The 10,895-nt window shown below is 68.0% G+C and carries 12 protein-coding genes; 6 read left to right on the top strand and 6 right to left on the bottom strand.

Annotated features, from left to right (window positions below; translation table 11 throughout):
- Window positions 1–545: 545 nt before the first annotated feature.
- Window positions 546–2,054 (bottom strand): aldehyde dehydrogenase family protein, encoded by a 1,509-nt coding sequence (locus tag ABZ552_RS33630; RefSeq protein WP_357441883.1) that lies wholly within the window; start codon window positions 2,052–2,054, stop codon window positions 546–548.
- A 166-nt stretch (window positions 2,055–2,220) separates the two neighbouring features.
- Between ABZ552_RS33630 and ABZ552_RS33625 the strand changes: the two genes are divergently transcribed.
- Complete coding sequence (locus ABZ552_RS33625) at window positions 2,221–3,009, top strand: SOS response-associated peptidase (RefSeq protein ID WP_357441881.1); 789 nt, start codon at window positions 2,221–2,223, stop codon at window positions 3,007–3,009.
- Between the two features lie 586 nt (window positions 3,010–3,595).
- Here ABZ552_RS33625 and ABZ552_RS33620 read toward each other — a convergent pair.
- Complete coding sequence (locus ABZ552_RS33620) at window positions 3,596–3,895, bottom strand: hypothetical protein (RefSeq protein WP_281877908.1); 300 nt, start codon at window positions 3,893–3,895, stop codon at window positions 3,596–3,598.
- A gap of 74 nt (window positions 3,896–3,969) precedes the next feature.
- Entirely contained in the window at window positions 3,970–4,464 is a 495-nt protein-coding gene (gene ybaK, locus ABZ552_RS33615; protein WP_281877909.1) for a Cys-tRNA(Pro) deacylase, read from the bottom strand.
- Window positions 4,465–4,747: 283 nt separating this feature from the next.
- Here ybaK and ABZ552_RS33610 point away from each other — a divergent pair, with 283 nt between their 5' ends.
- The 4 genes from ABZ552_RS33610 (at window position 4,748) to ABZ552_RS33595 (ending at window position 7,659) form a co-directional block, all read left to right on the top strand.
- Window positions 4,748–5,380: a sigma-70 family RNA polymerase sigma factor gene (locus ABZ552_RS33610; RefSeq protein ID WP_051021205.1), complete on the top strand. Its 633-nt coding sequence runs from the start codon at window positions 4,748–4,750 to the stop codon at window positions 5,378–5,380.
- Window positions 5,381–5,400: 20 nt separating this feature from the next.
- A complete protein-coding gene (rsrA, locus tag ABZ552_RS33605; protein WP_281880782.1) occupies window positions 5,401–5,667 on the top strand; it encodes a mycothiol system anti-sigma-R factor in 267 nt (88 codons plus the stop codon).
- Between the two features lie 239 nt (window positions 5,668–5,906).
- Entirely contained in the window at window positions 5,907–6,122 is a 216-nt protein-coding gene (locus ABZ552_RS33600) for a biotin/lipoyl-binding carrier protein (RefSeq protein ID WP_063022129.1), read from the top strand.
- A 22-nt stretch (window positions 6,123–6,144) separates the two neighbouring features.
- A complete protein-coding gene (locus tag ABZ552_RS33595; protein WP_281877910.1) occupies window positions 6,145–7,659 on the top strand; it encodes a PAS domain-containing sensor histidine kinase in 1,515 nt (504 codons plus the stop codon).
- 487 nt (window positions 7,660–8,146) lie between these two features.
- On the opposite strand, the gene ABZ552_RS33590 is transcribed toward ABZ552_RS33595, so the two are convergent.
- Both ABZ552_RS33590 and ABZ552_RS33585 read right to left on the bottom strand, forming a co-directional pair.
- Entirely contained in the window at window positions 8,147–8,401 is a 255-nt protein-coding gene (locus tag ABZ552_RS33590) for a WhiB family transcriptional regulator (RefSeq protein ID WP_011211115.1), read from the bottom strand.
- A 254-nt stretch (window positions 8,402–8,655) separates the two neighbouring features.
- Complete coding sequence (locus ABZ552_RS33585; RefSeq protein ID WP_281877911.1) at window positions 8,656–9,600, bottom strand: diacylglycerol kinase family protein; 945 nt, start codon at window positions 9,598–9,600, stop codon at window positions 8,656–8,658.
- Window positions 9,601–9,799: 199 nt separating this feature from the next.
- Here ABZ552_RS33585 and ABZ552_RS33580 point away from each other — a divergent pair, with 199 nt between their 5' ends.
- Window positions 9,800–10,210, top strand: a complete 411-nt coding sequence (locus ABZ552_RS33580; RefSeq protein WP_281877912.1) for a hypothetical protein — start codon at window positions 9,800–9,802, stop codon at window positions 10,208–10,210.
- On the opposite strand, the gene ABZ552_RS33575 is transcribed toward ABZ552_RS33580, so the two are convergent.
- Entirely contained in the window at window positions 10,189–10,890 is a 702-nt protein-coding gene (locus tag ABZ552_RS33575; RefSeq protein ID WP_281917438.1) for an endonuclease V, read from the bottom strand. The two genes, ABZ552_RS33580 and ABZ552_RS33575, sit on opposite strands and share 22 nt — an antisense overlap.
- Window positions 10,891–10,895 lie beyond the last annotated feature (5 nt).

Genomic DNA, 10,895 nt, shown 5'->3' with positions numbered 1-10,895 from the left:
TGTTGGCGGCCCTCTTGGGGCTGGGTTTTGCGGCGCCGCCGCTGGCGCCTGCGTCGCGGACGCGGCGGCCGCGCAAACGCGAGCCTGGCCGCGAACGGGTGATGCTCGGTCTCGCTTCGCTCGGAAGACGTGGTTGCGGTGCGCTGGGCGCGTCAGGGACGAATGCTGCGGCTCGCGGCACGCCGTTTCGGGAGGCGCCTCTGCTGTGGCCGTCGCTTGCTCTCGTCGCGTACGCGGCGGGCAATCGGTTGCGAGCGAGGCCGCGAACCGCGCATGCTCGGTCTCGCTCGCTCGGACCGGGGTTCGGCCGAAGTAGTTGCGTGGGGGAAGCTTCGCCGAATCGGGGATGCGGCACGTGGCTGTGCCGATCGAATGCCCCGGTTGCGGAGGTATCCGCCGCGCGGACGATGCCCGGCGGACTTCGTCCGGTGTCACAGCGCGTCGCCGTCGCCATTCGCGGCGCGTTCGCGTGGCGGATTGCCGCTGGTGCCACCTATGGCCTGGGTCGGGTACTCGACGACGTCGAGCACCCGACCGTGGGTTTCCTACTTGTGCCGGCCGTGCAGGAACGGAACGAGCTTGCGCAGCAGCTTCATCGTGGAGTCGGTGCGGCTGTAGCTCAGCAGCGCCATGCCCGGAACGGTGAAGCGCTGCACCGCGATCGAGTGCGGGCGGGCGAACTCGCGCAGACCCGGTTCGCCGTGGATGCGGCCGATGCCGGAATCGCCGACGCCGCCGAAGGGCAGGCCGGGGATGGCGGCGAAGGCGAGCACGGAGTTCACCGAGGTGGCGCCGACGCGCAGCCTGCGCGCGATGTCCAGGCCGTTCTTCTTCGAGTAGACCGCCGAGGACAGGCCGTACTTGGAGTTGTTGGCCAGTTGCACCGCCTCGTCGACGCCGTCGACGGTGCGGATGGTGATGGTCGGGCCGAAGGTCTCCTCGGCCACCGCCTCGGAGGTCTCGTCCACGTCCACCAGCACGACGGGCTCGATGAACGGCGCCTTGACCGACTCGGGACCGCCGAGCACCGCGGTGCCGCCGTTCTTCAGCGCGTCCTCGATGTGGCGGCGCACGATGTCGATCTGACTCGGCATGGTCATCGGGCCGTAGGACGCCTTGTCGCCGGAACCGGGCTTGACGTCGGTAAGGATGCGCTTGACCTCGGCGACGAACTCCTCGCGCACCGAGCGGTCCACGTAGACCCGCTCGACACCGGCGCAGGTCTGGCCGCTGTTGGCGGTGGCCCCCCAGGCGACCGCGTCCGCCGCGGCCTTGATGTCGGCGTCGGCGGCGACGATCACCGCGTCCTTGCCGCCGCACTCCAGCAGCACGGGGGTGAGCCGCTCCGCGGCGGCCGCCATGATCCGCTTGCCGGTGGCGGTGGAGCCGGTGAACGCGATCTTGTCGACCTCGGAGCGGACCAGCGCCGCGCCCGTCGCGCCGTAGCCGTTGATCGTGATGAAGACGCCCTCGGGCAGTTCGGGATTGGCCGCGGCGAACGCCTCGGCGAGGAAATTGCCGATGCCGGTGGAGTATTCGCTCGGCTTGAACACCACGGTGTTGCCCGCGGCCAGCGCGTAGGCGATGGAACCGTTCGGCGTGTAGACCGGGTAGTTCCACGGGCCGATCACGCCGACCACGCCGAGCGGGCGCTGCTCGAGCCGTGCGCTGAAGTTGGACATCAGCGCGCCCGGGGACACCCGCTTGGGGCCGAGCACCTTCTTGGCGTTCTTGGCCGCCCAGGCGATGTGCTCGAGCGCGAGCATCAGCTCCAGGAAGGCGTCGTCGAGCGGTTTGCCGTTCTCGGCGTGGATCAACGCGCAGAACTTCTCCGAGTCCTGCACCAGCTTGCTCGACCAGCGCAGCAGATGGGTGCGCCGCTGGTCGAAACTCAGCGCGCCCCAGGTGGCGGTCGCTGCGCGGGCCTTGGCGACGGCGGCGGCAACCGCGTCGTCGTCGGCGATGACGTGCGTGCCGATCACCTCTCCTGTCGCCGGATTGACCGACGTCAGTGCCGTGTCGTGATCGGCCGGTTTGGTGTCGGTGGATGTCACAGTGGGTCTCCTCTTGCCGTCTGCGGTGGACGGTCGATGCGCATGTCCGAGTGGACGGGCAGCCCGTCCTTCCGATGAGAGAATGCTATGCCACAACTCTCAACAGGTCACCAGCTATGCACTAATTGTCTCCGACGCTGTCGGTGGCAAGTGGGACTATCGGGATATGTGCGGACGATATGCGACCACGACCAACCCCGGCAGGCTCGCGGTCGAGTTGGATGCGATCGACGAGACCGGCCCCGCCGACCAGAGCTCTTTCACCAACTACAACGTCGCGCCGACCACGCAGGTGCTCACCGTGGTGGAGCGGCACGACCAGGGCCGTGCGGACGACGACCCGAAGCGGCGCATCCGGCGCATGCGCTGGGGGCTGATCCCGGTGTGGACGAAGGCCGCCGAGCCCGGTGTGCCGGTCAAGGGCAAGCCGCTGTTCAACGCCCGCGCCGATAAGGCGGCCACCACGCCCTCGTTCCGCGACGCGGTGAAGTACCGGCGCTGCCTGGTGCCGATGGACGGCTGGTACGAGTGGCTCGTGGAGCCGAACGGCGAGAAGGGCCCGAAAGGAAAGGTCGCCAAGCATCCGTACTACATGGCGAACGCGGACGGTTCCCGTCTCTACATGGCCGGTCTGTGGTCGGTCTGGCGTGACCGGTCGCAGCCGGAGAGCGAGCCGCTGCTGTCGTGCACCATCCTGACCACCGACGCGGTCGGTGACCTGACCCGGATCCACGACCGGATGCCGCTGCCGATGCCGCAGGAGCACTGGGACGCGTGGCTGGACCCGGATCACCCGGCCCCGGCGAGTCTGCTGGAGACGCCCTCCGAGGACGTGGTCGCCGGAATCGTGCCCCGCGCGGTGCCCACCCTGGTCAACAGCGTGCGCAACAACGGCCCGGAACTGCTCGCGCGAGTGGAGGATCGGAAGGAAGCCGAGCAGACCAGCCTGCTCTGATCGCTCGCTGCCACACCGCCCTATCCGGCACCGTTCCGAGCGCCCAGCCCGGAGTCACAGCGCGGTCGAGCGCCACCCACGACTTGGCTAGCTGCACCACGAACCAGGCGTCCGGGGCCCAACAGGACACACGTCGAGGTGATCGCGACCGTCGTTCGCCGCTACTCCCGGCTTCCGATCAACCCGCCTTCACCGGTATCGAGCGCTGCGGCGTGGGCAGACCGTTCGCGATTGGTCGAGAGGACGACCGATGCCACCGTCCAGCGAGCAACATCAGCCACCTGGTATCCCGGCAGAGTGCGAGAGCACGTCGCCGATCGACTGGCTGCCGTACCCCCGCGTAGGCGTAACTTCCACTCGTCCTCCGGCAGTACTCCGCGAGCTAAGGTGCCGGTGTCGCCGCTGCACGCGACCACACCAGCGCGACTACCGGTTCCGAGCGAAGCGAGACCGAGCATGTGCCGTTCGCGGCCCGGCTCGCGTCCGAGTGGCCGCCGCGTCCGCGACGAAGTCGCCAGCGGTGGCCACTCGGACGCGAGCCATAAGGGGGCCGCGAACACGCAGCGCCGCAGTCGCTGCAAAAAAATTACAGCGAGCACTTCACGCTGGGTGAGGCGATATTGAGCCCGCACTTGATGATTCCGGCCACCAGGTCGATCAGCTTGGTGGTGACATTCCCGCTGAGTTTCTCGGCCTTCCCGGCCTTGTCGTCGCTCTTCGAGCCCTGACCGTCGAAGTCGAAGACGGAATCGCTGACGTGCACGACCGGTGCGTTGTCCGGCGCTGCGGCGGCCTCCGGCGCGAGCAGCGTTACCGAACCGAGGGCCAGGACGAGAGCTCCGGACAACGCGACGATCACGGTGCGCACCCGCTGGTGGGTAGACATTCGCATCACATCCTCTCGAGTCGGGTCGATCTGGCCAGTTCAGTAACGCACAGATCGCGCCGATCGTGGCCGAATTACGCCGATGTCACGGGCGCGGTCACCGCGGCGGTCAGCCGGATCAGGTCGGCGGGCGCCAGCTCGATCTCCAGTCCGCGCCGTCCCGCGCTGCACAGCATCCGGTCCCAGGCCAGCGCCGAGTCGTCGATCACGGTGGGCAGCAGCTTGCGCTGGCCGAGCGGGGAGATGCCGCCGAGCACGTATCCGGTGGTCTTCTCCGCCCGCGTCTTGTCCGCCATGCTCGCCTTCGACGCGCCGAGCGCGGCCGCCGCGGCTTTGAGCGACAACGTGTTCGGCACCGGGAGCACGGCCACCGCGAGCGAACCGGTGGACAGTTCGATGACCAACGTCTTGAAGATCTGCGCGGCGGCGACTCCGAGTTCGGCGCCCAGCGCGTCGACCGCCTCGGTGCCGTAGGAGTCGGCGCGCGGATCGTGCTTGTAGGCGTGCACGCGATGGGCCACCTTCGCCTGGGTCAACGCGCGGATCGCCGGGGTCGAGCCTGCTGCCATGGCCAAACCCTAACGGCGGCCGCAACGTGTTTTCCCGCGGTCCGCCGCGAGCCCGTGATCGGCGGGAACACCGGACGGGTCGCGCATGTTGTAGCCGGTACACCGCGCTCGGAAGGAATTCCACGGCGTGAGCAGGCCCTATTTAGATGTGAAGGAGATGCCTGTGCCCGTGCTGCTAGACGACCGTCCGGTGGGGACCGAGGTGTCCCCGACGGACGGCGGATTCTCCTTCGATGTGCCGATGCCGGTAGATTTGGCAGGTACGGCGATCGAAGGGACAGGTGTGACGAGCGACGATGACGTGGCGGCCGACGATGTCGCCGCCGTCGACGATGCCGAGCTGGCGCAGCGGTTCGAACGGGACGCGCTCCCGCTGCTCGACCAGCTCTACGGCGCCGCGCTGCGCATGACCAGGAACCCGGCGGATGCCGAGGACCTGGTCCAGGAGACCTACGTCAAGGCCTATCAGGGCTTCAAGTCGTTCCGGGAGGGCACCAACCTGCGTGCCTGGCTGTACCGGATCCTGACGAATACCTACATCAACTCCTACCGCAAGAAGCAGCGCCAGCCCGCGCAGTATCCGACGGACGAGATCACCGACTGGCAGCTGGCCGCGACCGCCGAGCACACCTCGCAGGGACTGCGCTCGGCCGAGGTGGAGGCGCTGGACGCGTTACCGGACGACGACATCAAAGCCGCGCTGCAGGAACTGCCCGAGGAGTTCCGCATGGCGGTGTACTACGCCGATGTCGAGGGTTTCCCGTACAAGGAGATCGCCGACATCATGGGCACTCCCATCGGTACGGTGATGTCCCGGCTGCACCGCGGCCGGAAACAACTGAAGGGTTTGCTCGCCGATGTCGCGCGCGAGCGTGGATTCAACCGTTCGGGGGAACGCCAGGAGGTCAAGCAGTGAGTACCGAGCGGGACCCCGATATGGAACTCGATTGCACGGCGGTGCTCGCCGACGTGTGGTTGATGCTGGACGGGGAATGCGACGACGCGACCCGGGCGCGGTTGCAGCACCACATGGAGCACTGCAGTCCTTGTATCGAGGCCTACGGCATCGAGGAGAAGATCAAGAGCCTGCTCAGCCGCAAATGCGGCGGCGATCGCGCGCCCGCCTCGCTGCGTGAGCGGCTGACCATCGAGCTCCGCCGGACGGTCACCACGAAAGAGACTTCGGTCGAGACCTCCGAGTAGCCGTGCGAAACGCGAGCGGCACGCCTTCCTTGCGGAAGTGCGTGCCGCTTCGTGCTTGCGGGCCGAGCGTCAGCTCAGGCGTTGGGCCGCTTGCCGTGGTTGGCTGCGTTCCCCTTGCGGCTACGCTTCTTACGTCCGCGCTTACCCATGAGTAGTCTCCCTTCTGATTGAAGGCCATTCTTTCACGTGTGGTTGGCTGTACCGTCAGCGGATACAGGCCAACGAGCGAATGGGGTGTCATGGCTGAGGAAGTGCTCGCCGAACTGGTATCGGTCGTCTACCAGGTGGTGGTCAAGGAAGGCGACGAAGTTCAGGAAGGCGACACTCTGGTGATCCTCGAGTCCATGAAGATGGAGATTCCGGTGGTCGCGGAGTCCAGCGGCACCGTGACGTCGGTCGGTGTGCAGGAAGGCGACGCGATCAAGGCGGGCCACCTGATCGCGGTCATCTCCTGATCGATTGCGGCGGTAGATCTGCATGGCGACACTGAGCGAGCTGCTGGCCGAGCACACCGACCTACCCGGCGTCGCCGTGGATCATCTGCAGCGGGTGGTGGGCGATTGGCAGCTGCTGGCCGATCTGTCCTTCGCCGATCTGCTGCTGTGGGTCGGTGCGGGACCGGTGACGGAGGGCGCGGACATCGTGTGTGTCGCGCAGTGCCGTCCCACCACCGCGCCCACCGTGCACCAGGAGGACCTGGTCGGCACGACCGCTCGGAAGGCCGACCATCCGCAGGTGTTCGAGGCGCTGACCAGTGGCGATATCGTGCGATCCGACAGTGAGGTCGAGGCGTCCGGCGTCTATCACCCGCATCCGGTGCACGCGGTCCGCGAGGCCATCCCGGTGCGCTGCGGCGACGACGTGATCGCGGTGCTGAGCCGGGACACCGATCTGCAACGCTCCCGGGTGCGCAGTCAGCTGGAGAGCGCGTACGTGGCGTGCGCGGACGATCTGTGCCAGATGATCGCCGACGGCACCTTCCCCACCACCGAGGATCGCGCGGCGACCCATTCCAGCCCGCGCGCGGGGGATGGATTCATCCGGCTCGACACCGACGGCATCGTCGTCTACGCCAGCCCCAACGCGCTGTCGGCCTACCATCGGATGGGCTTGCAGTCCGACCTGGCCGGGCAGGATCTGGCGGTCACCACCCGCTCGCTGATCACCGATCCGTTCGACGCCCAGGAAGTGGTCGGCGACATCCAGGCCGCGCTGGCCGGCCGGACCGGTCGGCGGATGGAGGTGGAGGCGCGCGGAGCCACCGTGCTGCTGCGCACCCTCGTGCTGCGCCCGCATGGGGAATTGGCGGGCGCCGCCGTGCTCGTCCGCGACGTCACCGAGGTCAAGCGACGTGATCGCGCGCTGCTGAGCAAAGACGCCACCATCCGGGAGATCCATCACCGGGTCAAGAACAACCTGCAGACCGTCGCCGCGCTGCTGCGCCTGCAAGCCCGCCGCACAGAGAACGAGGAAGCACAGGTCGCGCTCACCGAATCGGTGCGCCGGGTCACCTCCATCGCGTCGGTGCACGAGATGCTGTCCATGTCGGTGGACGAAGAGGTAGATCTCGACGAGGTCGTCGACCGGCTGCTGCCGATCATGGCCGACGTGGCCACGGTGCACACCGCACGCATCAAGGTGCGCCGCGCCGGTTCGCTCGGCGTCTTCTCCGCCGAACGCGCCACCCCGTTGGTGATGGTGCTCACCGAACTGGTGCAGAACGCCATCGAGCACGCCTTCGATTCCGGCGAAAACGGCACGGTGACAATCCGTTCCGAGCGTTCGGCCCGCTGGCTGGACGTGATCATCAGCGACGACGGTCGCGGTCTGCCGCCCGGGTTCAGCCTGGAATCCTCCGACCGGCTCGGCCTGCAGATCGTCCGCACGCTGGTCACCGCCGAACTCGGCGGTTCCATCGGTCTGCATCCCGGCGCCGACATCGGCACCGACGCCGTGCTGCGCGTGCCGCTGGGCCGTCGTTCCGGCCGCTGAGTTCGAGCCGACGGAGTCCTCCCGATCGGCTCGGCCGGCCTCGGCAGGGCGCGGTCCTCGGCCGATGGTCGGATCCGTGGCTGATCCCGGTGGATCGATGTGTTGCTCGGAGGTCGCGGGTGGCCGCTGCTCACGTGCCGTTTGCGGCTTGCGGCGTAGTGACTGCTCGAATGTCCGTATCGAGCGGAATGCGAGGGTGTCGAGCGGATTGCGACCATCCCAACCCGATTGAGAACCAACCACTTTCCCACAGGTCTCGATCTTCCGCGAGTCGAACCGCGGCCGCTGTTGCGCGTAATCCGCGCAGCGGATATTGCGGTCCGGCGCAACCGCATTGGTCGGCTTCCGGGTTGCACCGCGAAGCGAGACCGATCATTTCCACTTCACTGTCCGGTGTGCAAAAACAACACAGCCCGGCACCTATGGGTGCCGGGCTGAAATGCGTTACCGGGCCGGGCTGAATGGCCCGGTAAGGCTCGTCGTCTGATCAGACGACGGTGCGGGTGCGGGTGCGCGCGTTGCGACGCTTGAGCGCCCGGCGCTCGTCCTCGCTCATACCACCCCACACGCCGGCGTCTTGTCCGGACTTCAGGGCCCAGGACAGGCAGTCAGCGGTTACGGGGCAGCGAGCGCAGACCAGCTTGGCATCGGCAATCTGCGCGAGCGCCGGACCACTGTTACCCACCGGGAAAAACAGCTCGGGGTCCTCATCGCGACAGATGGCCTTGTGGCGCCAGTCCATTCCTCTGCTCCTTTGCTGGGCGCCGCGCAGGGCGCCTACGGTTTGTGGTTCGTTCACTTGTGCGACTCGAATGTTTCCGCACGGTTGCTTGTGAATGCTTTCACGAACACCGTAGATGTCAATAGGCACGCGGTGCACCGTGGGGAAGCTCACGCTCTGAAGGCCCCCGTGATGGGAAGCCTGCCCGGTCCTTTGTACTCGCTCCACCGGGATTTCGCAGCACTACCCGCCATGTTTTTCCCGGTGTTTCGCCCTCAGTGCGGCCGCGGAGCGACCACGGCGAGCACGTCGGGCACGGCAGTGAAATCCACCACGTTGCGCTTCCCGATGAAGTCGCCATCGATTTGCAGGCCGATGGGTTCTTTGGACTCGATTCGTACGGCGGGAACGTCGTCTTCGCGAAATAAATTGCGGGACTTGGGGTTTCCGTCGGCGGCCAGGAGTTGGCGCGCGAGCAGGAGGGTCGGCGCCACGCTCATGGAGCGCACCGCGAACACGCCGAGACCCGTTTCGAACCGGGTGCCGGGGTTGGTGTGCACCGGCGTGGCGTTCAGATAGGTCCACGGTGTGGTGTTGGTAACGAAGGCGTAATGCACGCCGTCTACGGGGTCCCGGCCGGGAATTTCGACCTGAACGCTCGGTTCCTTACGTTTTGCCCGGAAGAATTGCCGAACAGTTGTTCGAACATATCGCGCCGGAGTGGCGCTGCGGCCGCGGGCGCGGCTGGCGTCGATCGCCTCGCAGACGTCGGCGTCCAGTCCGACGCCCGCGCTGAAGCAGAACCAGCGGTCGTCGGCCAGCCCGAGGCCGATCCGGCGATCGGCGTCCAGGGTGAGCAGGTCGATGAGCTGATTGGTGGCGGTCACCGGGTCGGGGGAGATGCCGAGCGCCCTGGCGAAGACATTCGCCGAACCGCCCGGGATCACACCGAGGCGCGGCAACCAGGCTTGACCGTCGTCGAGGACGGGCAGCGGCAGGAAGCCGTTGATGGTCTCGTTGACCGTCCCATCGCCGCCGTGCACCACGATCAGGTCCATCTCGTTGGTGGCTGCCCATTGGGCCAGTTCCGCCGCGTGCCCGCGGTGCTGGGTGTGCGCAACGGTCAGCTGGGTGCGGCTCTCCAGCGCGTGCGCCAGTAGGTCCCGAGTCGCCGGCGTCGTCGAGGTGGCATTCGGGTTCACGATCAGCAGCGTCCGCACGATGGCAGCCTAGTTGGCGGCCGGCCCGCCCCGGAAAAGCGGCGAGCGATGCGCTGGGTGCCGTTGCCGGCGCCCACGCCAGGACGATCACGCAGACGGGCGGGCCGTAGGCTTGCCGCGTGAACGAGCGTCAGCAAGGCAAGCGAGGACACCGTGCGCCGCCGCGCACGACGGAGCCGACTGCGGGCGGGGCGCGATCGTGAGCGACAAGAGTGCGGCGGTGCCGACGACGGTGCGGGCGGCAGGCGCCCTGGTGACGCTCGAAGGCGTCGTCGCCGTGGGCGTCGCGGTCGTGCTGGTGGTGCGGGGGCTGCTCGGTCACGACCAGTCCGCGACGAGCGGATACGGCACCGCGGCCTGGTTCGGCATCCTCGGCGGCGCGGTACTGGCCGCGGGCGTCGGCCTGCTGCTGGGGAAACGCTGGGGTCGCGCCATCGCCGTCATCGCGCAGCTGCTACTGCTCCCGGTCACCTGGTCGCTGCTCACCGACTCGCATCAGCCCGTTTACGGCACGGCGCTGGGGGTGGTCGCGGTCGCCGCGCTGGTGCTGCTGTTCGCGCCGCCGTCCACCCGCTGGATGGCCCAGGACTACGGGGTCGAGCCGGAATAGCCCGCCGTGCGCAGCGCCGCCCGGCAGAGCTGGTCGGCGTGCCGGGTGGTTTCCGGCAGCCGGTAGCGCGGGGTCAGCGCGAGCACCTGTGCGCAGGCGGTGTCGAGGTCGATGCGATGTCCGACGGACACGAACACCGGCTTGACGCCGGTTCTGGTGCGCAACGCCCGCCCGACCACCGCGGCATCGAGGGTGATGTCGGTGGCCGCGCCGCGTTCGGGACCGGGTTCGACGTAGTCGCCCCACACGGTCTTCGCCACGCCGATCGTCGGCACGCCGGTGAGCAGTCCGAGGTGGCAGGCCAGCCCGAAGCGGCGTGGGTGGGCGAGTCCTTGCCCGTCGCACACCAGCAGATCCGGTGCGGCATCCAGCTTTTCGAGCGCCGCGAGGGTGGCGGGGATTTCCCGGAAAGCGAGCAGACCGGGAACGTAGGGGAAGGCGGCGACGCCGTGCGCGACGGCGGAGGAGACCGGGCGCAGGGTGCCCGCTGCCAAGACCACTACCGCCGCGGCCACCGCGCCGGTGTGGTCATAGGCGGAGTCGAGCCCGGCCACCGTGCGGAACTGCGCGCCCGGCGGGGTGCGCTCGGAGACCAGTGGCCGCAATTCGTCTTGCATCGCCATCGCCGCTTCGGCAGTGGTGGGCCAGGACGCCGGATCGAGCGGCGGGAACCACGACATACGCG

This window comes from Nocardia sp. NPDC019219 (assembly GCF_040632645.1).
GTDB classification, from domain to species: domain Bacteria; phylum Actinomycetota; class Actinomycetes; order Mycobacteriales; family Mycobacteriaceae; genus Nocardia; species Nocardia sputorum.
The sequence above is the reverse complement of the archived record's forward strand: the minus strand, read 5'-3'. Positions and strand labels throughout refer to the sequence as shown.

Excerpts from the sequence above, each read along its gene's own strand:
- ABZ552_RS33625 (WP_357441881.1), top strand. The coding sequence starts at position 2,221 with ATGTGCGGACGATATGCGACCACGACCAACCCCGGCAGGCTCGCGGTC.
- ABZ552_RS33575 (WP_281917438.1), bottom strand. The coding sequence starts at position 10,890 with ATGTCGTGGTTCCCGCCGCTCGATCCGGCGTCCTGGCCCACCACTGCC.
- ABZ552_RS33600 (WP_063022129.1), top strand. The coding sequence starts at position 5,907 with ATGGCTGAGGAAGTGCTCGCCGAACTGGTATCGGTCGTCTACCAGGTG.
- ABZ552_RS33620 (WP_281877908.1), bottom strand. The coding sequence starts at position 3,895 with ATGTCTACCCACCAGCGGGTGCGCACCGTGATCGTCGCGTTGTCCGGA.
- ybaK (WP_281877909.1), bottom strand. The coding sequence starts at position 4,464 with ATGGCAGCAGGCTCGACCCCGGCGATCCGCGCGTTGACCCAGGCGAAG.
- ABZ552_RS33590 (WP_011211115.1), bottom strand. The coding sequence starts at position 8,401 with ATGGACTGGCGCCACAAGGCCATCTGTCGCGATGAGGACCCCGAGCTG.
- ABZ552_RS33595 (WP_281877910.1), top strand. The coding sequence starts at position 6,145 with ATGGCGACACTGAGCGAGCTGCTGGCCGAGCACACCGACCTACCCGGC.
- rsrA (WP_281880782.1), top strand. The coding sequence starts at position 5,401 with ATGGAACTCGATTGCACGGCGGTGCTCGCCGACGTGTGGTTGATGCTG.